This is a genomic window from Salmonella sp. NW38, from assembly GCF_051807745.1.
In the GTDB taxonomy this organism is placed as follows: Bacteria; Pseudomonadota; Gammaproteobacteria; order Enterobacterales; family Enterobacteriaceae; genus Salmonella; species Salmonella enterica.
The window spans coordinates 658,023-677,494 of the sequence record NZ_JAMMTO010000001.1; the positions used below are offsets into that span (position 1 = coordinate 658,023).

General features: G+C 50.7%; 19 protein-coding genes and 2 pseudogenes. 10 read left to right on the forward strand and 11 right to left on the reverse strand.

Translation table 11 applies throughout. The annotated features are described in order from the left end of the window. Positions 1-154: 154 nt before the first annotated feature. On the reverse strand, positions 155-1,528 hold the full coding sequence (steC, locus tag NA624_RS03380; RefSeq protein WP_001116920.1) for an SPI-2 type III secretion system effector kinase SteC: 1,374 nt from the start codon (positions 1,526-1,528) through the stop codon (positions 155-157). Between the two features lie 34 nt (positions 1,529-1,562). Here steC and NA624_RS03385 point away from each other — a divergent pair, with 34 nt between their 5' ends. The 9 genes and pseudogenes from NA624_RS03385 to osmB all read left to right on the forward strand — a co-directional run bounded on the left by NA624_RS03385 (position 1,563) and on the right by osmB (position 10,118). Then, complete coding sequence (locus tag NA624_RS03385) at positions 1,563-1,742, forward strand: hypothetical protein (RefSeq protein WP_031603249.1); 180 nt, start codon at positions 1,563-1,565, stop codon at positions 1,740-1,742. Continuing rightward, positions 1,717-1,995, forward strand: a pseudogene (locus NA624_RS03390) (hypothetical protein). The gene NA624_RS03385 and the pseudogene NA624_RS03390 overlap by 26 nt, the downstream one beginning before the upstream one ends. A gap of 117 nt (positions 1,996-2,112) precedes the next feature. After that, positions 2,113-2,901, forward strand: coding sequence for an enoyl-ACP reductase FabI (gene fabI / locus NA624_RS03395; RefSeq protein WP_000506501.1), 789 nt, complete (start codon positions 2,113-2,115; stop codon positions 2,899-2,901). Between the two features lie 199 nt (positions 2,902-3,100). Beyond that, positions 3,101-4,078, forward strand: a pseudogene (locus NA624_RS03400) (carboxymuconolactone decarboxylase family protein); the annotation flags it as partial. A gap of 244 nt (positions 4,079-4,322) precedes the next feature. Beyond that, positions 4,323-6,257 carry an exoribonuclease II gene (locus tag NA624_RS03405; protein ID WP_000485041.1) on the forward strand — a complete coding sequence of 645 codons (1,935 nt, stop codon included), beginning with the start codon at positions 4,323-4,325 and terminating at the stop codon, positions 6,255-6,257. 261 nt (positions 6,258-6,518) lie between these two features. Beyond that, on the forward strand, positions 6,519-8,501 hold the full coding sequence (gene pdeR / locus NA624_RS03410) for a cyclic di-GMP phosphodiesterase (RefSeq protein WP_000977609.1): 1,983 nt from the start codon (positions 6,519-6,521) through the stop codon (positions 8,499-8,501). 121 nt (positions 8,502-8,622) lie between these two features. After that, a complete protein-coding gene (locus NA624_RS03415) occupies positions 8,623-8,802 on the forward strand; it encodes a YciZ family protein (RefSeq protein WP_001279854.1) in 180 nt (59 codons plus the stop codon). Positions 8,803-8,888: 86 nt separating this feature from the next. Beyond that, positions 8,889-9,641 carry a DNA-binding transcriptional regulator YciT gene (yciT, locus tag NA624_RS03420; protein WP_001088593.1) on the forward strand — a complete coding sequence of 251 codons (753 nt, stop codon included), beginning with the start codon at positions 8,889-8,891 and terminating at the stop codon, positions 9,639-9,641. A gap of 258 nt (positions 9,642-9,899) precedes the next feature. After that, positions 9,900-10,118 carry an osmotically-inducible lipoprotein OsmB gene (gene osmB, locus NA624_RS03425; protein WP_000481166.1) on the forward strand — a complete coding sequence of 73 codons (219 nt, stop codon included), beginning with the start codon at positions 9,900-9,902 and terminating at the stop codon, positions 10,116-10,118. A 119-nt stretch (positions 10,119-10,237) separates the two neighbouring features. Here the strand turns inward: osmB and yciH are convergent, their stop codons facing one another. The 5 genes from yciH to pgpB form a co-directional block, all read right to left on the reverse strand. Continuing rightward, on the reverse strand, positions 10,238-10,564 hold the full coding sequence (gene yciH / locus NA624_RS03430; protein WP_001285203.1) for a stress response translation initiation inhibitor YciH: 327 nt from the start codon (positions 10,562-10,564) through the stop codon (positions 10,238-10,240). Beyond that, positions 10,564-11,301: an orotidine-5'-phosphate decarboxylase gene (gene pyrF, locus NA624_RS03435; RefSeq protein WP_001529407.1), complete on the reverse strand. Its 738-nt coding sequence runs from the start codon at positions 11,299-11,301 to the stop codon at positions 10,564-10,566. The genes yciH and pyrF overlap by 1 nt, the downstream gene beginning before the upstream one ends. A 190-nt stretch (positions 11,302-11,491) precedes the next feature. Continuing rightward, positions 11,492-12,661, reverse strand: coding sequence for a lipopolysaccharide assembly protein LapB (gene lapB / locus NA624_RS03440; RefSeq protein ID WP_000891378.1), 1,170 nt, complete (start codon positions 12,659-12,661; stop codon positions 11,492-11,494). Positions 12,662-12,667: 6 nt separating this feature from the next. Then, positions 12,668-12,976: a LapA family protein gene (locus NA624_RS03445; protein ID WP_000876301.1), complete on the reverse strand. Its 309-nt coding sequence runs from the start codon at positions 12,974-12,976 to the stop codon at positions 12,668-12,670. Positions 12,977-13,125: 149 nt separating this feature from the next. Beyond that, positions 13,126-13,890, reverse strand: coding sequence for a phosphatidylglycerophosphatase B (gene pgpB / locus NA624_RS03450; RefSeq protein ID WP_000948651.1), 765 nt, complete (start codon positions 13,888-13,890; stop codon positions 13,126-13,128). 195 nt (positions 13,891-14,085) lie between these two features. Here pgpB and ribA point away from each other — a divergent pair, with 195 nt between their 5' ends. Then, positions 14,086-14,676 carry a GTP cyclohydrolase II gene (gene ribA, locus NA624_RS03455; RefSeq protein ID WP_001176283.1) on the forward strand — a complete coding sequence of 197 codons (591 nt, stop codon included), beginning with the start codon at positions 14,086-14,088 and terminating at the stop codon, positions 14,674-14,676. Between the two features lie 55 nt (positions 14,677-14,731). Here the strand turns inward: ribA and acnA are convergent, their stop codons facing one another. From acnA to cysB, 5 genes are all read right to left on the reverse strand, one after another. Then, positions 14,732-17,407, reverse strand: a complete 2,676-nt coding sequence (acnA, locus tag NA624_RS03460; RefSeq protein ID WP_000099475.1) for an aconitate hydratase AcnA — start codon at positions 17,405-17,407, stop codon at positions 14,732-14,734. A 182-nt stretch (positions 17,408-17,589) separates the two neighbouring features. Further along, entirely contained in the window at positions 17,590-17,682 is a 93-nt protein-coding gene (gene ymiC, locus NA624_RS03465; protein WP_223148964.1) for a small membrane protein YmiC, read from the reverse strand. A 109-nt stretch (positions 17,683-17,791) separates the two neighbouring features. Beyond that, positions 17,792-17,962 (reverse strand): hypothetical protein, encoded by a 171-nt coding sequence (locus tag NA624_RS03470; protein ID WP_000029025.1) that lies wholly within the window; start codon positions 17,960-17,962, stop codon positions 17,792-17,794. Continuing rightward, positions 17,963-18,103, reverse strand: coding sequence for a YmiA family putative membrane protein (locus NA624_RS03475; RefSeq protein WP_213083417.1), 141 nt, complete (start codon positions 18,101-18,103; stop codon positions 17,963-17,965). Between the two features lie 280 nt (positions 18,104-18,383). Continuing rightward, positions 18,384-19,358 carry an HTH-type transcriptional regulator CysB gene (cysB, locus tag NA624_RS03480; RefSeq protein WP_000776232.1) on the reverse strand — a complete coding sequence of 325 codons (975 nt, stop codon included), beginning with the start codon at positions 19,356-19,358 and terminating at the stop codon, positions 18,384-18,386. Positions 19,359-19,472 lie beyond the last annotated feature (114 nt).

The following is a 19,472-nucleotide window of genomic DNA, read 5'->3' on the forward strand; positions in this document are numbered from 1 at the left end:
CGGCATCACCAACCGTACTTGCGAGTTGCATCTCCGCTGCAGGCTGTCCAGATCCCCTGAACGACCTTTAAACGAATAGCAACTCTCAATAATTGATCGGCAAATCTGTAGCGAATGAACCCCGGCGATTCGCAGAAAAGAACGGAACTAAATGCTATTTTTTTAATTCATCCTTTAATACTTTAGCCACAAGAGTCCCTTCCTCCGGCGCGGCTAGTTTAAAACGTCTTCCTGACGCAGGTGTCTGTTCTTCCTCTCCGATTAACTCATCAAGCTCTGTAATAAGTGACTTATAATATTCAATATCTTCAGTATTTCCTTCGGTCTCGGCCTGCTTTAATTTTATCAGGTAACGGGCCTTAATTTGCTCTTCCAGTTGCCTTGTTGCAAGAGAAACGCTTCGCTGTTGCCGGGATTCTTGTGACAGCACGATTTGATCGCCATCCACAAAGAAAAGTACCCCCTCTTTAACCAGAATATTACCTAAGTTATCTATATCATGCATATAAACCCCCCGGGATTCAAGAAGCGCCTCCGCCATTCGATAGTTATCTTCATCTTCAATATCGAACTCCTGACCTTGAATATATTTTGAAACTAAAACCGTAACGTCTTTACCATTAATATTCATGATGGCCGAACGAGAAAAATCCTTGTCGCCATTGGCCATGTTCAAATACTTACTGACACGATCAGGATGACAATTACGATGTTCCGGAGAGTTAACATCCACTTTTATTCCCCGCTCATTAATTGGAATCTTAACAACAAACTCATCATTTAACAGATAGACTGTCCCATAACTTCCGCTACCTATTTTATTTTTTTCAATATCATGCATGCGGATATTTTTTTTAAACTCCGACGAGTTAATAAACGCCTCTATTGCCGCTGGTTGTGATGCATCCGTCTGATCAGTATCGCCGCTCTCATCACCAGACGCCATGGCGGGCGTGGTCAGGAAGTCTATCAAACGTTGCTCAAAAGCCTCATAGACTCCATTACTACCTGCTTCGCTCGGCGGCTGGTTATCATTATCTAAAGCGGCAAGCGTAATTTCCCCATTATTATAATTAAACATCGTTTCTTTTAAAAAATCGACGCAATGTTCAGAACACTCCGTCTCGGTCACTAATACTCCATCGTAAAACATCTGTAGTAGTAACATATTTTCTTGATGTGCTAATACCTCTACAGTGTATTTATCCATTGTTTCAGGTCTGGAGGCATCAATAAGTTTAATATATCCAAGAAGGGGGCGCCATCGTGTACAGTCTTCATCTCGCCTCGAAAATGGTCGTAGCGAGAAAGGCTTCGAAATATCGGGACGCTCGTTTTTTTGGCACAGTAGATCATATATCTCTTTATAATCAGAAATTAAACTTCGCCTGGTAAATATATTCCTGAAAAAATCTATGAATTTCTCATACGTTGAAAAAACATGCTCTTTTTTATTATCGATGATATCTCTTAAATACCTTTCTGATATCTGGCAACTATGATTTCCGATCTGAAATGTAAACGGCATATGTCTCATCCTCTGAAAATTTATTATAATACACATGCAAACATATAAAAACCCGATTTGTAACTACTGTAATCACCTGATTTCCAAAATTTTTCATATTCAGTATTACTCTGCATCAATAAATAGAGAAAACCTTCAGCACCTAAAAAAGAAATTATTTTTGTTAAGCATTTGCTGGTTAAAGTTACATGTCCATAACATCGTTAATAGGTGAGGAAAACCATTCGGATGAATATTCAGGCTTCCTACAGAACCTTTATTTGTCTGGTGGAAGGTGCATCGCTATGCGTACTTGCTATCCGTCCCGGTGTCTCTGGTTGGATGAGGCGAACCTTACACCAGCTGGTATACTGCACCGTAGGGCCTTCTAGCTTGGCCCTGGGGAGTGCTCAAAATCCTCAGGGACTTCGTTACCGTGTGGTTTTAGAACGTCACCTGCCGGAGATAGCGGCGGAAAAATAGCGTGACACACGGGGCCAGGAGTGGGATATAATTTCAGACTAGTTTCGAATAATGTTGAAAAGTTGCTGTTAACCATTGTTCGTAAAAGCAAAAAATAAGCAATGACTATAAGGATTAAAGCTATGGGTTTTCTTTCCGGTAAGCGCATTCTGGTCACTGGCGTGGCCAGTAAACTGTCCATCGCCTACGGTATCGCACAGGCGATGCACCGCGAAGGAGCTGAACTGGCGTTCACCTACCAGAACGACAAACTGAAAGGCCGCGTAGAAGAATTTGCTGCCCAGCTGGGTTCCAGCATCGTTTTACCGTGTGATGTCGCTGAAGATGCCAGTATTGACGCTATGTTTGCAGAGCTGGGTAACGTTTGGCCGAAATTTGACGGTTTCGTACACTCAATTGGTTTCGCGCCTGGCGATCAGCTGGACGGCGATTATGTTAATGCGGTTACCCGCGAAGGCTTTAAAATCGCTCACGATATTAGCTCTTACAGCTTTGTTGCCATGGCGAAAGCCTGCCGCACCATGCTGAATCCGGGTTCTGCGCTGTTGACCTTGTCTTATCTGGGAGCGGAGCGCGCCATCCCGAACTACAATGTCATGGGTCTGGCGAAAGCCTCTCTGGAAGCTAACGTGCGTTATATGGCAAATGCTATGGGACCGGAAGGGGTTCGCGTCAACGCCATCTCTGCGGGTCCAATCCGCACGCTGGCGGCGTCCGGTATTAAAGACTTCCGTAAAATGCTGGCGCATTGTGAAGCCGTTACGCCAATTCGTCGCACCGTGACCATTGAAGATGTGGGTAACTCAGCGGCGTTTCTGTGCTCCGATCTCTCGGCAGGCATTTCTGGCGAAGTCGTTCATGTTGACGGCGGGTTCAGCATTGCGGCAATGAATGAACTGGAACTCAAATAAGCGCATTAAGTTTATTAGCGGGCGGCACGGCTGTGCCGCCCCATTCCCCTCACTCACCGCTCATCTCGTTATATAGCGTTCTGATATTTGTTATCACCTAACAATCTTTCATCCCTTTCCCGCATACGCCAGGATAATCCAGCATAAACGATCCGACGCCGAATCATTATCGATCGCCATTTCATCCTCGGGAAACCCTATGGAACAATGCCGAAAAGCGGGTAAAAGCCACTGGTATCATGAAACACAATCCACTATGTCGTCACAAACCCCGCTTTCGCTGATGCCGGAAGCCGCGTATGTTAACGATCGTTTTTTACTGGATTTAACGGTATCAGAAACCGCGTTGACGCCTTTTGAGTCATGGTTAAAGCCCGCTCGCCAGTTGGCGGATGTCTTATTTCCCCGCACGGTTCTCAACGACCGGCTTCATACGTTTAGCGCCTATGAACGTATGAGCACCGCGCTGACCGCCGCTCAGGTATTTGGGGTTCAGCGTTTGTGCCGCCATTATGCCGCACGTCTGGCGCCGCTACCTGGCCCTGACGCCTCAAGAGAGAGCAATCAACGGCTGGCGCAAATTACGCAATACGCTCGTCAGCTTGCCGGCTCCCCCTCCGTTATCAATACGCGGGCCCGTGAACAGCTTGCAGAGGTGGGATTAACCGCCCGGGATACCGTACTCATCAATCAGATCATTGGGTTTATCGGTTTTCAGGCGCGGGTAGCGGCGATATTTCAGGCGTTTTGTCGTCTGCCCGTGCGCGAACTGCCCGGCCAGGAGATGCAGCGCTTTGCCAGGGCCGCGCGGTTTCAAAACCCCCAGACGACATGGCGGCCCGCCGCCAGTCTGGTAGAATATTCTCCAGCCCATACCAAAGTTCGGCGGCAATATTCGTCTTCACAATGCCAAATAATGGCGCCGGTACTCATCCGCGATCCGTCTTCATTCGCGTTACTCGAGCGCATACTGACCAGCACATTACACACCGCGTCACCCCCTTCTTTACTTCCACTTATCACGCTCCTCACATCACGTATCAACGGCAGCGCCGCCTGCTTTAACGAACAGGCAACCCAACCTGGCGCGTGGCGTCGCGCTGTCATCACGTTACGCCAGGAAGACGACGACATCGCTCGTTGGGAGCTTGAGCCTGCGCTGACACAGGCGATACAATGGCTCACCAGAGCGCCCGATCGCTTTAGCGCCGCGCATTTTTTCCCGCTACTCACCAGGGGAGTTTCATCGGAGCAGGCCATTAATATGTTAGGCTGGTGCGGCGTGTGCGGATGGTTAAATCGTTTAAAAATCGCGTTGGGCGAAACCTATTAACTCATCCATTACTGAAAGAGCGCTTGCTGCGCCAGGCAGAATCGCGTAAAACTGTCAGCCGCTCTTTTGGCTACGAAAATAGACGAATATGTTTCAGGACAACCCGCTGCTAGCGCAGCTTAAACAGCAACTGCATTCCCAGACGCCGCGCGCTGAAGGGGTCGTAAAAGCCACGGAAAAAGGCTTTGGTTTCCTTGAGGTTGACGCGCAAAAAAGCTATTTCATTCCTCCGCCGCAGATGAAAAAAGTGATGCATGGCGATCGTATCGTCGCGGTCATCCACACGGAAAAAGAACGGGAGTCTGCCGAGCCGGAAGAACTGATCGAACCGTTCCTGACGCGCTTTGTGGGAAAAGTTCAGGGTAAAAATGACCGCCTGTCCATCGTGCCGGATCATCCGTTGCTGAAAGACGCGATTCCCTGCCGCGCCGCGCGCGGCGTTCAGCATGAGTTCAAAGAAGGTGACTGGGCGGTTGCCGAAATGCGCCGCCATCCGCTTAAAGGCGACCGTTCGTTTTACGCCGATTTAACGCAGTACATCACCTTTGCCGACGATCACTTTGTTCCCTGGTGGGTTACGCTTGCCCGCCACAACCTGGAAAAAGAAGCGCCGAACGGCGTAGCGACGGAGATGCTGGACGAAGGGCTGGAGCGCCAGGATCTTACCGCGCTGAATTTCGTCACTATCGATAGCGCCAGCACTGAAGATATGGATGACGCGCTTTATGCTGAGGAATTAGCGGACGGCAGACTCCAGCTTACGGTGGCTATCGCCGATCCTACCGCCTGGATTGCCGAAGGCAGTAAGCTGGATAACGCCGCGAAAATTCGCGCCTTCACCAACTACCTGCCGGGCTTCAATATTCCTATGCTGCCGCGTGAGCTGTCTGACGATCTGTGCTCACTGCGCGCCAACGAAGTGCGTCCGGCGCTCGCCTGTCGCATGATAATCGCCGCAGACGGCACCATTGACGATGATATCGCCTTTTTTGCGGCCACGATCGAATCGAAGGCCAAGCTGGCGTACGACAATGTCTCCGACTGGCTGGAAAATAATGGCACCTGGCAGCCGGATAACGAAGGCATTGCCCAGCAAATTCGTCTGTTGCACCGTATTTGTTTAAGCCGCAGTGAGTGGCGTCATCATCATGCGTTAGTCTTTAAAGACCGCCCGGATTACCGCTTTGTGCTTGGCGAAAAAGGCGAAGTATTGGATATTGTGGCGGAACCGCGCCGTATCGCTAACCGTATCGTAGAAGAGTCGATGATCGCCGCTAACCTTTGCGCCGCGCGCGTACTGCGCGATAAGCTCGGTTTCGGTATTTACAACGTACATACGGGCTTCGATCCCGCGAATGCCGACGCGCTGGCCGCACTGCTTAAAACGCATGGTCTGCATGTCGATGCCGAAGAGGTGCTGACGCTGGAAGGCTTCTGTAAACTGCGTCGCGAACTGGATGCGCAACCCTCCGGTTTCCTTGACAGCCGCATTCGTCGCTTCCAGTCTTTTGCGGAAATCAGCACCGAGCCGGGGCCGCATTTCGGTCTTGGTCTTGAGGCTTACGCCACCTGGACTTCTCCCATCCGTAAGTATGGCGATATGATTAACCATCGCCTGCTGAAAGCGGTCATCAAGGGGGAAGCTATTGCGCGTCCGCAGGAAGATATCACCCAGCAAATGGCGGAACGCCGTCGCCTGAACCGTATGGCGGAGCGCGATGTCGGCGACTGGTTATATGCACGCTTCCTTAACGATAAGGCGGGGACAAATACCCGTTTCGCGGCAGAAATTATTGACGTCAGCCGCGGTGGTATGCGTGTGCGACTGGTCGATAACGGCGCTATCGCCTTTATCCCTGCCCCGTTCCTGCACGCCGTTCGCGATGAACTGGTATGCAGCCAGGAAAACGGTACGGTACAGATTAAAGGTGAGACGGTTTATAAAGTGACGGATGTCATTGATGTCACTATTGCGGAAGTTCGCATGGAAACCCGCAGCATTATTGCCCGACCGGCAGCGTAACCACGCTTAGCTCGCTCAACGGCCTTTGCTGAGAAGGCAAAGGCCGTTTCTTTTCTTCTTCTCCCTTCCGTCATGCTCTGCGTTTAATCTTATTCAAGCACCCCATTTCTTGTTATTTTTAGCTGGCGACTATGCTTTTTCCAGAATCTGGATTACATATGAATACATAGATAAAACAATACGTTCAGCCATAATTACCCTTATTTATAACATGGCTAACCTTTCTTTTCGGGCACCTGGCGCTTAAATGGGATGGTATGCATGATGAAACAGATTCAGGAACAAACGGCGCTAAGTCCCCTTCACTCTCACTGGCGTCTGGCTGATAACCGCAACGTGCTGTATCTCTCCCCGACAGGTGAAACGGATACAGAAAAAACGGTCGAGCTATCGCCGGAGCAAGCCGGGCGTATCCGGGAAATAACGGCGATTACGTCCAGTCTGCTGATAACGTTGTTGATAGAAAAACAGGTTACCGTAGTACACCTGGTAGGCCGTAAGATTAATAACCGTGAATGGGCTGGCAGCCTGGCAACCTGGCCTGATACGCCTGCCGTCGCGCCAACGCAGGCGCAGGAGCTCTCTTTTGCCGAGCAAATCGTATCAGAAGCCAACTCAGTCATTGCGATACTGGATAGTCAGGGAAAAATCTGTCGATTTAATCAGTCATGCGAAGAGTACACGGGCTTAAAAGAGCGAGATGTAATTGGTCAAAGCGTCTTTAAATTATTTATGAGTCGCCGGGAGGCGGTTGCCTCCCGGCACTACATTGAGAATTTTTTTCGCAATGGCAATGCCTATGAAATCGAACGCTGGATAAAGACCCGTAAAGGCCAACGCCTGTTCTTATTTCGTAATAAATTCGTCCATAACGGCAGCGGAAAAAACGAAATTTTCCTGATCTGCGCAGGCACGGATATCACCGAAGAAAGGCGGGCTCAGGAGCGTTTACGCATACTGGCGAATACAGACACCGTCACCGGCCTGCCCAATCGCAATGCTATTCATGAATTTATTAATCATGCTATTGCCTCGGCTGGGGAGTCGCAGGTGGGTATCGTTTATCTCGATCTGGATAATTTCAAGAAAATTAATGACGCCTATGGGCATATGTTTGGCGATCAGCTCCTACAGGCCGTTTCGCTGGCGCTGTTGAGTTGTCTGGAGGAAGATCAATTGCTGGCCAGACTGGGGGGAGATGAATTCATTGTCCTCGCTGCCCATACGTCTCAGGCCGCGCTGGAAGCAGTAGCCTCACGAATTCTTACCCGTCTGCGGCAACCGTTTCGTATTGGACTCATTGAAGTTTACACGGGATGCGCCATTGGCATTTCGTTGGCCCCCCGGCACGGACAGGACAGCGAAAGTCTCATTCGCACTGCCGACACCGCAATGTATAACGCCAAAGAAGGCGGCCGCGGTCAGTTCTGCGTTTTTTCGCCGGAAATGAATCAGCGCGTATTTGACTATCACTGGCTGGATACAAACCTGCGAAAAGCGCTGGAAAACGACCAGTTACTTATTCACTATCAGCCCAAAATTACCTGGCGCGGCGAAGTACGTAGCCTGGAAGCGCTGGTACGCTGGCAATCGCCGGAACGCGGATTAATTCCGCCGCTGGAGTTCATCTCATACGCCGAAGAGTCAGGACTCATCGTCCCGCTGGGCCGCTGGGTGATTCTGGATGTGGTTCGCCAGATTGCGAAATGGCGCGATAAAGGGATTAACTTGCGCGTAGCCGTTAACTTTTCGGCGCGACAACTGGCCGACCAGACGCTTTTTACTGCGCTTAAACAGGCTTTGTACGATCTGAATTTTGAGTATTGCCCGATCGATGTCGAGCTAACGGAAAGCTGCCTGATCGAAAACGACACGCTGGCGCTATCGGTTATCCAGCAATTTAGTCAGCTCGGCGCCCAGATTCATCTGGATGATTTTGGCACCGGGTATTCTTCGCTTTCTCAACTCGCCCGGTTCCCTATTGATGCCGTTAAACTGGATCAGGCTTTCGTCAGAGATATCCATAAGCAACCGCTGTCGCAATCTCTGGTTAGGGCGATTGTCGCGGTGGCTCAGGCGCTAAATTTACAAGTGATTGCCGAAGGTGTAGAAAATGCTAAAGAAGATGCCTTCCTGACAAAAAACGGCGTCAATGAACGACAGGGCTTTTTATTCGCCAAACCTATGCCCGCCGTTTCTTTTGAACGCTGGTACAAACGTTATCAGACGAAAAAAATGCGTTAATGGCGACGATAATAGGGAGAACAGCCTGTGCAGACAGGCATAGCCCTATTTTTCCCTTCTCTTTTCAGATTAATTTCTGCATCATGAATTGAAACCTTTTCTGACATTAAGGATGACAAACATGTCTGATATCGAAGCACAACGAATTGCCGCACGCATTGATACCGTGCTGGATATCCTTGTTGCTGGCGATTACCACTCGGCCATCAATAACCTTGAAATATTGAGAGCAGAGCTGTTAGATCAGGTTAAAGACGGTATCTCGCCATCCCAGGCTCCCGGGTCGCCCTGGGAAATCTGATAGCGATTATTTGTCCGGGATGGCCGTTAGCCCTTCCCGGCTCTCTGACTGTCTGTTGACTCCTCTTAACGAATAAAATTAATACTATGAACTCCCGACAACAATCAATTTTGCAAATGGTGGTTGATAAAGGCCAGATGAGCGTTGCTGAACTGGCGAAAATTACCGGCGTATCTGAAGTCACGATTCGTCAGGATCTGAATACCCTGGAAAAGCAGAGCTATTTACGCCGTGCGCACGGTTTCGCCGTTTCGCTTGAGAGCGATGACGTAGAGACTCGCATGATGACGAACTACACGCTAAAACGCCGACTGGCGGAGTTCGCCGCCTCGCTGGTCAGTCCAGGGGAATCCGTTTTTATTGAAAATGGCAGCAGCAATGCGCTATTGGCCCGGACGCTGGCGGAACAAAAAGATGTCACGATCATCACCGTGAGCAGTTATATCGCGCACCTGCTCAAAGAGACCCCTTGCGAAGTCATTCTCCTTGGTGGAATCTATCAGAAAAAAAGTGAAAGCATGGTAGGGCCGTTGACGCGACAGTTTATCCATCAAGTGCATTTCAGCAAAGCATTTATCGGTATTGATGGCTGGCAGGCTGATACCGGTTTTACCGGACGCGACATGATGCGATCGGATGTGGTTAACGCTGTTCTGGAAAAAGGCTCAGAAGCGATTGTCCTCACCGACAGCTCCAAATTTGGCTGTGTGCATCCCTATCCCCTGGGCCCGCTCTCTCGCTTCCATCGTGTCATTACGGATTCCAAAATTTCCGCCAGCGATCAAATGCAGTTAGAACATGCGGGGCTGCTAGTCAATGTTATTGGCTCATCCGTTTAAAATATTTCCTGATGGTTTGCCCTATGGCAAATCATCCTCTCTCTAAGACTTTTCTGACATCCCAATTAAGACTATTTACCTGTTGTAACGAGCGTAACATCGTAAAATTAATATTAGCGAAATAACAGGAAGTGACTATCACCTGCGTGATATACCCCTGCGCAATCAGGTTTTACGGAAAATCTCTTAACAGGTTTTATTTTAACTATAGTTATAGTGAGCTTAATTCCGTGAATCGTTAATTCAGGAGAGAGTATTATGTTTATGACGAGCAAAAAAATGGCCGCTGCTGTGCTGGCAATCACCGTAGCAATGTCTCTGAGCGCCTGCTCAAACTGGTCCAAGCGCGATCGCAACACGGCTATTGGCGCAGGTGCGGGGGCGTTAGGCGGCGCAGTGTTAACGGACGGCAGTACATTAGGCACCCTGGGCGGCGCGGCGGTCGGCGGCGTGATTGGTCACCAGGTTGGAAAATAATCCAGACGTTTAAATATTGAACGGCTCAAAATAATACGTTTATTCTTTTCAGGTCTGGATTACAAAAATAGACAAAGTTGACTTTCACGCCACGGTAATTTACAACCGTGGCGTTTTCATTAGCCGCCAGCTAATTTTACTTTCATTCCTTTAGCTTCCAGCAATGATTTTATCAAGTCGCGTTTATCACCCTGAATTTCAATAATTCCTTCTTTTACTGCCCCGCCGCAGCCGCATTTTTTCTTCAGTTCAGCCGCCAGTTTGGTTAATTCCGCATCATGCATCTCGATACCGGTAATCAAACATACGCCTTTACCTTTACGGCCACTGGTTTGACGCTGAATGCGAACGACACCATCCCCTTTGGGACGAACCGGCGCCGTTTTAGGTTCTTCAATGCGCCCCGTCTGTGTTGAATAAACCAGACGACTATTGGAATCGCTCATTATGCCTCCCGTTTCAGTGACGCGTTAATATCCTTCAGCGTTTGCGCCGGATCTACCGATTGCGTAACCGGGCGGCCAATCACCATATAGTCGACGCCGGCGGATAATGCCTGTTCGGGCGTCATAATGCGTCGCTGATCGCCTGCCTCGCTGCCTGCGGGCCGAATGCCCGGCGTCACCAGCTTAAATGCAGCGCCAAAGACCTGTTTAAATCTGACCGCTTCCTGAGCGGAACAGACCACGCCATCCAGCCCGCATTGCTGCGTCAGGCGCGCCAGCCGCTCCGCATGTTCCGCCGGTGACAACGTCACGCCCAGATCGCGCAGATCGCTGGTTTCCATACTGGTCAACACGGTCACGGCAATGAGCAACGGCGCATCTTTACCGAATGGCGCCAGCGCGTCGCGCGCTGCGGCCATCATTCTCGCCCCGCCAGACGCGTGAACGTTTACCATCCAGACGCCCAGGTCTGCCGCTGCGGCGACTGCCCGGGCCGTGGTGTTAGGAATATCATGAAATTTTAGATCAAGAAAGACATCAAACCCACGTTGCTGGAGATCCCGAACGAGCTGTGGACCAAACAGCGTGAACATCTCTTTGCCCACTTTTAAGCGACAATCGCGAGGATCGATTTTATCGACAAACGCCAGGGCTTTATCGCGTTCATGGTAATCCAACGCCACAACGACAGGCGATTCAGTAATAGCGCAGGAAGAAGATGAAGCAGTAAACGTCATGACCAGACCTTCTTGATGATGGGCACCGGAAGTGGCGCAAATTGGATAAACGGCGTGCATTCTACCTGCGGCGCAGGGAAATTAACAGGTTCGATTGACAACCTGATAAGCCCTGCCTGCCGATGCCAGCGTCGTTTCTAGTTTTACATCATTAAGTATGTTGTAACTAAAGTGAAGCTTTTTTTATATACTACTGCCCATCAAGTCCGCGAATAGGTTTAATGGTCGACCATGCCCGGCAGGACGGACAGTGCCAGTACAAGGTATAGGCGGTAAAACCGCATTTCTGACAACGATACCGCGGTTTACTGCGCACCTGCTCGCCAACCATATCACGCAGTACCATCAGGCTTTCTTTCGCTCGCCCTTCTTCCGCCTCGTTGAGATGGTAATCCATCAGCTTATGGAACACCCGCATGGTAGGATGTCGCTGTAGCTGACGTGTGATATAGACTTGAGCTGCGTCACTACCTTCACGCGCTTCCAGAATATCGGCAAGCATTAACTCAGCGCCAGCACCAGTATTCTCCTCAACGGCGCGACGTAAAAACTCCGCCCACTCGGCATTTTTACCGAGCTGTTGATAACAGGTTTGCAGCATCTCCAGCGTTTCGCTGACCAACTCTTTATCCTGAACGATCACACGTTGCAGGCTTTCGACCGCTTTGGCGTAATCCCCTCTCGCCATATAAACGCGCCCCATCATGATAGACACCCGGGCGCTATTTTTATCTGCGGCGGCACCTTTTTTCAGCAACGCCATCGCGCGATCCATGTCGTCGTTGCCCATCTGCTGTAACGCTAACTCACAGTAAAAGTGGGCGATTTCGATACGCTGTTTATCTTTGCCCAGTTTCACCAGCCGTTCTGCGACTTCGATCGCCTTTTGCCAGTCGCTGGTTAGCTGATAGATTTGCAAGAGCTGCTGTAACGCGCCTACGCGAAATTCCGTTTCGTCGGTAAGTTGGTTAAACATATCTTCTGCGCGGTCATATAAACCGGCGGCCATATAGTCGCGCCCCAGTTGCTGAACAGCCAGTAAACGCTGTTCATAGGTCAATGAAGCGCTTTCCATGAGCGTTTGATGAATACGAATGGCGCGATCGACTTCGCCGCGAGAGCGAAACAGATTACCGAGAGTGAGATGAGCCTCAACGGTGCCAGTATCCTCTTTAAGCATATCGAGGAACAGATCCACCGCTTTATCTTGTTGGTTACTCAGCAGGAAGTTAACCCCTGCGACATAATCGCGCGACAGGCGGTTAGCTTCATCCTGTTTTGTTTGTTGCGCACTTCTGCGACCCATATACCACCCATAGGCAGCGGCTACAGGCAACAACAGAAATAACAACTCCAACATAAATGATTATTCCTTTACAACCGACGAATCGGCAGGGACCGCAACGTCGGTTGCTGGCGAGAGCTTGTTTTCCAGTCGTTTAATTTTACGTTCAGCGCGGGCAAGGGAAACGCGGACCCGCAGCCAGAACAGGCCGCAAATCAGCCAGCCAATCGCAAAACCGACGGCGAACAGCACAGCAAGCAACGTGGAGATACGATACTCCCCTTGCGCCAGCAGGTAGTTAAACGTCACCTGTTGATCATTCTGCGCGCCCAGCGTCACCGAAATAACAAAAATCGCCAATACCAGTAAGAAAATGAGTAAATATTTCACATTACTTCCCGTTATGTGGTTTGCGCGAATAAATCGTGTCCAACTTACCGCATCCAGCCTTCTAAATTACCATTTTCCCGCCTCGCGCGAAATGGAAATGCGCCCGCCATCAGATGATTTAAGGGCAATAGTCAGAAAATCAACCGTTGTCAGCTTTCCTGCTCGCGTTCAGCAATTTCTTGCGCTTCTTCACGAGGCGGCATAAGCGGCCCGCAAATTCGCTGCGCCAGCCAGGTCGCCAGGGTAACTAATAGCCAGGAGATGAGCGTGGCGACCACTAAATCTCGCGGCCAGTGCATTCCCAGAAGTAAACGGCTGCCCATTACGCCGGTCGCCCAGACTAACAAAAACGCGATGGTGAAAGTCCGTCTGCGCGGCCATAACAGACCCACGGCCAAAAGCGCCCAGCTCGCTGCAAACATGGTGTGTCCGGAGGGAAACGCAAAACCCGTCTCTTTTTGCCAGTGCTGACGCAGGAAAACGGGGATGTTCTGTTGCCCGGCCAACTGCTCTTTCACTAAATGTCCGCGTTCTGTACGCTTTAAAGTGTAGAACTCATCGACGGGAATATGGTGCGTTTTTTCAAGCCAGACCACAAATGGCCGCGGCTCCTGTACGCGCTCCTTTACCCATGACTTCACGCCCTGCCCGACGATAATCGCCCCACCGAGAATCGCAAACAGCATAATGGCGGCGCGCAGGCGAAATCGCAGGCACCATAAGAACCATCCACAAAGAATCACATGCGTGATAACGCCCCAGGGTTTGGTCACGGTTTCCGTTATCCAGAATAGCGTTTTTAGCCACCAGACCTGATGTCCTGGCTGCCACTGCCAGCCTGATACCCATACGGCAAGCGGCATGATAAGCAACAGGGCGGCTCCTGCCGCGGTGCGCCTCGCAATTGAAAGCATGGATGCTCCTTTTATAAGTAAGTATCACAATCATAACTGAAAATTCTCGCCGGACTGGAAAATTGACAAATTTGTGCCATTCCTGAGCAATTACGTGGTAGTGATTAGGTGATGTCCGCCGCCTTATGGCAAAATAGCGGGATACAAGCCAACAGGCGACGACACCGCAGGCGTCAGCATAATCTGGAGAAATACATGCAGCTTAAACGTGTGGCAGAAGCCAAACTGCCAACCCCATTGGGTGACTTTCTGATGGTGGGATTTGAAGAACTGGCAACCGGACACGACCATGCCGCGCTGGTTTTTGGCGATATTTCAGGTAAAACGCCGGTACTGGCTCGCGTTCATTCCGAATGTCTTACCGGGGACGCGCTTTTTAGTCTGCGCTGTGATTGTGGTTTTCAACTGGAAGCCGCGCTGACGCATATTGCGGAAGAAGGACGCGGAATTCTGATATACCACCGTCAGGAAGGCCGCAATATTGGCCTGCTTAATAAAATTCGCGCTTATGCATTACAGGATCAAGGCTATGACACGGTGGAGGCCAATCATCAGCTCGGCTTTGCCGCCGATGAGCGTGATTTCACCCTGTGCGCGGATATGTTCAAATTACTGGGCGTGGATGAAGTTCGCCTGCTGACCAATAATCCGAAGAAAGTCGAAATACTGACCGAGGCGGGAATTAATATCGTGGAACGCGTTCCGCTCATTGTGGGTCGTAATCCAAATAATGAGCATTATCTCGATACTAAAGCGGCCAAAATGGGTCACCTGCTAAACAAGTAAGCCACCGGTATTAAAGCGCGGGCCTGCCTGTTTACGGCAGGCCCGATAAACGGCTTTAGTTCAGCATATTTCTAATGACATAGTGCAATATGCCGTCATTCTGGTAGTAAGTCAGCTCGGTGGCGGTATCAATGCGACAGCGACAAGGTACCGTTTCTTTGCTGCCGTCCGATCTCGTTAACGTCACCGGAATGGTCGCGCCAGGGCGCAGGTTTTGCAGATCCGCGATATCAATCACCTCTTCCCCGGTCAGTCCCAGCGTTTTACGCGTTACGCCCTGTGGAAACTCCAGCGGCAGGATCCCCATCCCAATCAGGTTTGAGCGGTGGATACGTTCGAACGACTCGGCGATCACCACGCGAATACCTAACAGCCGCGGACCTTTTGCCGCCCAGTCACGGCTCGATCCCGACCCATACTCTTTCCCGGCAATCACCGCCAGCGGCGTTTTTTCCTGCTGGTAGAGCATCGCGGCATCATAAATCGACATCGCTTCCGTACCCGGCAAATGCCGCGTCATCCCACCTTCGACGCCGGGCAGCATTTCGTTGCGAATACGAATATTGGCGAACGTACCGCGCATCATCACTTCATGGTTGCCGCGCCGTGATCCATAGGAGTTAAAATCCTTCCGCTCAACGCCGTGGTTTTGCAGATAGCGTCCGGCGGGACTGTCCGGCTTGATACTGCCGGCCGGGGAAATATGGTCGGTCGTCACCGAATCACCCAGCATCGCCAGGATACGCGCGCCGTGGATATCTTTGACGGGCGCAGGCTGGGCCTGCATTTCATCAAAGAAAGGCGACAGGCGAATATAGGTTGAATCCGACTGCCAGCCGTAGGTATCGGACGATTCAACCTGAATCGATTTCCATTCTTCCGTGCCCTCAAACACTTCCGCATACTCTTTACGGAACATATCCGATGATACCAGTTCAACGGCGCGGGCAATTTCCTGCGCCGAAGGCCAGATATCCTTCAGGTATACCGGATCGCCTTTACGATCGTACCCCAGCGGGTCTGTCGCGAGGTTAATATTCATGTTTCCGGCCAGCGCATACGCGACCACCAGCGGCGGCGACGCCAGCCAGTTCGTTTTCACCAGCGGATGGATACGCCCTTCAAAATTTCGGTTACCGGAAAGCACGGCCCCTACCGTCAGATCGCCTTTTTTAATCGCGGTCTCAATAGGCTCCGGCAACGGACCGGAGTTCCCGATACAGGTCGTACAGCCATAACCGACCAGGTTAAAACCGAGCTCATCCAGATAAGGCGTAAGTTTGGCCTGCGCCAGATAGTCAGATACCACTTTTGACCCCGGCGCCAGAGAAGCCTTGACCCACGGTTGACGCTTCAACCCCAGCGTTACTGCCTTTTTCGCCAGTAATCCCGCCGCCATCAGCACGCTGGGATTCGAGGTATTCGTACAGGAGGTGATGGCGGCAATGACGACAGCGCCATCCGGAAGCTGATATGGCTGTCCGTTCATCGTATAGTCAACCGGCTGGCGATCTCTTTGCGCGGTATTCAGCTCCAGCTCGGCGCTGGCGGCAAAGGCTTTCGGCACATCGCCTAACGCCACGCGATCCTGCGGGCGTTTCGGCCCGGCCAGGCTGGCCTCGACATCGCCCATATCCAGTTCCAGCGTACTGGTAAATACCGGTTCGTCACCGGGATTACGCCACATTCCCTGCGCCTTCGCGTAGGTTTCAACCAGCTCGACCAGATCGTCGCTACGTCCGCTTAATCGCATATATTCCAGGGTGATGGCGTCAATGGGGAAGAAACCACAGGTGGCGCCATATTCCGGCGACATATTAGCGATAGTCGCGCGATCCGCCAACGGCAGCGAATCCAGACCATCACCATAAAATTCAACAAATTTACCCACGACGCCATGCTTACGCAGCATTTGCGTGACGGTTAGCACCAGGTCAGTAGCGGTGATCCCCTCCCGAAGTTTACCGGTTAACTTAAAGCCGACGACATCCGGGATAAGCATCGACACGGGCTGACCAAGCATCGCCGCTTCCGCTTCGATACCGCCCACGCCCCACCCCAATACGCCCAGACCATTAATCATGGTCGTATGGGAGTCAGTCCCCACCAGCGAGTCCGGGTAAGCAATCCACTCCCCGTCCTGTAATTCGCTCCAGACGGCTTTACCCAGGTATTCCAGGTTAACCTGATGGCAAATGCCGGTTCCGGGCGGCACCACGCTGAAACGGCTGAATGCCTGCTTTCCCCATTTCAGGAACATATAACGCTCATGGTTACGTTCCATTTCCAGCCGCACGTTTTCTTCAAACGCATCGTCATCGCCGAAATGATCGACCGTCACAGAGTGGTCAATAACCAGATCAACCGGCGATAACGGGTTCACTTTCGACGTATCGCCGCCGAGGCGTTTAACGGCTTCACGCATCGCCGCCAGGTCGACAACGGCAGGCACGCCGGTAAAGTCCTGCATCAGGACACGGGCGGGCCGCCAGGCAATTTCACGATCGGCATGGGCATTTTTAAGCCAACCGGCCAGCGCCTGAATATCTTCATCAGTCACAGATTCGCCGTCCTGCCAGCGCAACAGGTTTTCCAGTAACACTTTAAGTGATTTGGGCAAACGGGCGATATCGCCCAGGGATTTGGCAGCCAGCGGCAGACTGTAGTAATGATACGTTTTATCTTTGGCCTGCAATGTATCCTTACTGGCTTCTCGTAGGGTTGACGACATAGCTCCTCCTTAAATGACAGGGTTGCGTTACCCTGATTCTCCACAGGGTTGTATTAAAGATAACACAAACAAAATGTAACGTTTTGATAACAACCCAAATTGCTAAAAGAGGAGAAACCTAACAGGCGAGGAACGAAGATGAAAAAGCCCGATAAATAACGCATTATCGGGCTTTGACGAGATTAGACGGCAATCCAGATTAACTCGGCCCAGAACAGTAGCGATAATATAAACGCGCCAGTCCATGACCAATACTTTATATTTGACGTTAACATAGGCGACACCAACTGTGTTTAATCAATACTGAGAAGCGCTCAGCACACGGTTGCTGCGGTGTAATAAGACAGCGTTAATAAAACAGTAACGCCAATAAAAAGACGAATATTATTTTTGTGACACCTCGTCAGCAAAAGCATCAATAAATGCCCGCTGCTGCGGTGTGAGCGTCCAGTGTTGCGGAACAGACCGGAAAACGGTCGTATCCGGGGTGTTATCATCGTCACAAGATTGAATCGGGGGCGCGACCACGCGCTCGCGTTCCGACGTAATGCTCACTTAGCCCCACCAATGCCAGATAACAAGCGCTACCACTACCCAGAACAACGCAGAACCCACAAAAACCGCCAGCCATGCTTTACGTTTGAGCTCAGGGTCGCGGCGCGGTTCCTGGTTTTCAGAAGGCATTACTAACCTCATGCTATCGGTATCACTTATCATTTCAGCACCAAACAATCGGTACAATTAATCATCAGATGAGACAAATCCTAAATAAACTTTAGTCAAAAATCCAGTCAATTTACGAATCGTTGCCAGTGAATAAATCAATCTTTTGACTCAAGATAACTATTTGGAAAAAGAAACTGGCGGGACGGGTAATTCAACACTATTTTGCTGATCATTACCCGTAATACTTTGAGGGATATTGCAAAAAGCGGCTTTGTCTGCCATGCCACTACGACACAAACCGACGGTGCTATTACTTTTCAGGCAGCTTTATATCCTGAAACATCGCTTCAATTTCTTCATTAGAACGCAACGCCACCGCCGTATCCACCACATCACGCGTCAGATGCGGCGCAAAACGCTGGATAAAATCGTACATATAGCTGCGTAAAAAAGTACTACGGCGAAAACCAATTTTTGTGGTGCTGTGGCTAAAAATATCGTGCGCGTCAATCCGCACTAAATCAGGATCGGCAAGCGGATCGACCGCCATGCTGGCAATGACGCCAACGCCCAGCCCCAACCTGACATACGTTTTAATCACATCCGCATCGGTTGCTGTAAAGACGATCCGCGGCGTTAACCCTGCGCGATTAAAAGCGGTATCCAGTTCGGAACGCCCGGTAAAGCCGAAGGTATACGTCACCAGCGGATACTTCGCCAGCGCTTCAATCGTTACGGAAGACGTTGCCGCCAATGGATGATCCGGCGTCACCACTATCGAACGGTTCCAGTGATAGCATGGCAACATCACCAGATCGTCATATAAATGCAGCGCTTCCGTGGCAATCGCGAAATCGGCGTTCCCTTTCGATACCGCTTCCGCAATCTGCGTTGGCGACCCCTGGTGCATATGCAGCGAAACGCGCGGGTAACGCTCGATGAAGCCTTTAATCACGCCTGGCAATGCGTAACGCGCCTGAGTATGGGTAGTGGCAATATAGAGCGAGCCTTTATCCGGCCAGGTGTGCTCGCCGGCGACCGACTTAATGGCATCGACTTTGGAAAGCACCTCACGCGCAATACGAATAATCTCCTGTCCTGCGGGCGTCACCTGAGTCAGATGCTTACCGCTGCGGGCGAAAATCTGGATGCCAAGCTCATCTTCCAGCATCCTAACCTGCTTGCTGATCCCCGGCTGGGAAGTATACAACCCCTCAGCGGTAGAGGAGACGTTAAGGTTATGATTAACCACTTCAACAATGTAACGAAGCTGCTGCAATTTCATAATACATCATCCAGATTAGCGCCATCAGGCCATCGTTTATCTGCAGACTTAATCGGGCTGCTAATACGATTTAATAATAAAAAAGGTGTTAACTATAACCACTATATCATTTAT

Excerpts from the sequence above, each read along its gene's own strand:
- steC (WP_001116920.1), bottom strand. The coding sequence starts at position 1,528 with ATGCCGTTTACATTTCAGATCGGAAATCATAGTTGCCAGATATCAGAA.
- pdeR (WP_000977609.1), top strand. The coding sequence starts at position 6,519 with ATGATGAAACAGATTCAGGAACAAACGGCGCTAAGTCCCCTTCACTCT.
- lapB (WP_000891378.1), bottom strand. The coding sequence starts at position 12,661 with ATGTTGGAGTTGTTATTTCTGTTGTTGCCTGTAGCCGCTGCCTATGGG.
- pyrF (WP_001529407.1), bottom strand. The coding sequence starts at position 11,301 with ATGACGTTTACTGCTTCATCTTCTTCCTGCGCTATTACTGAATCGCCT.
- NA624_RS03475 (WP_213083417.1), bottom strand. The coding sequence starts at position 18,103 with ATGAGGTTAGTAATGCCTTCTGAAAACCAGGAACCGCGCCGCGACCCT.
- acnA (WP_000099475.1), bottom strand. The coding sequence starts at position 17,407 with ATGTCGTCAACCCTACGAGAAGCCAGTAAGGATACATTGCAGGCCAAA.
- cysB (WP_000776232.1), bottom strand. The coding sequence starts at position 19,358 with ATGAAATTGCAGCAGCTTCGTTACATTGTTGAAGTGGTTAATCATAAC.
- yciH (WP_001285203.1), bottom strand. The coding sequence starts at position 10,564 with ATGAGCGATTCCAATAGTCGTCTGGTTTATTCAACACAGACGGGGCGC.
- NA624_RS03415 (WP_001279854.1), top strand. The coding sequence starts at position 8,623 with ATGTCTGATATCGAAGCACAACGAATTGCCGCACGCATTGATACCGTG.
- yciT (WP_001088593.1), top strand. The coding sequence starts at position 8,889 with ATGAACTCCCGACAACAATCAATTTTGCAAATGGTGGTTGATAAAGGC.
- NA624_RS03385 (WP_031603249.1), top strand. The coding sequence starts at position 1,563 with ATGCAAACATATAAAAACCCGATTTGTAACTACTGTAATCACCTGATT.
- NA624_RS03405 (WP_000485041.1), top strand. The coding sequence starts at position 4,323 with ATGTTTCAGGACAACCCGCTGCTAGCGCAGCTTAAACAGCAACTGCAT.
- fabI (WP_000506501.1), top strand. The coding sequence starts at position 2,113 with ATGGGTTTTCTTTCCGGTAAGCGCATTCTGGTCACTGGCGTGGCCAGT.
- osmB (WP_000481166.1), top strand. The coding sequence starts at position 9,900 with ATGTTTATGACGAGCAAAAAAATGGCCGCTGCTGTGCTGGCAATCACC.
- ribA (WP_001176283.1), top strand. The coding sequence starts at position 14,086 with ATGCAGCTTAAACGTGTGGCAGAAGCCAAACTGCCAACCCCATTGGGT.
- pgpB (WP_000948651.1), bottom strand. The coding sequence starts at position 13,890 with ATGCTTTCAATTGCGAGGCGCACCGCGGCAGGAGCCGCCCTGTTGCTT.
- ymiC (WP_223148964.1), bottom strand. The coding sequence starts at position 17,682 with ATGTTAACGTCAAATATAAAGTATTGGTCATGGACTGGCGCGTTTATA.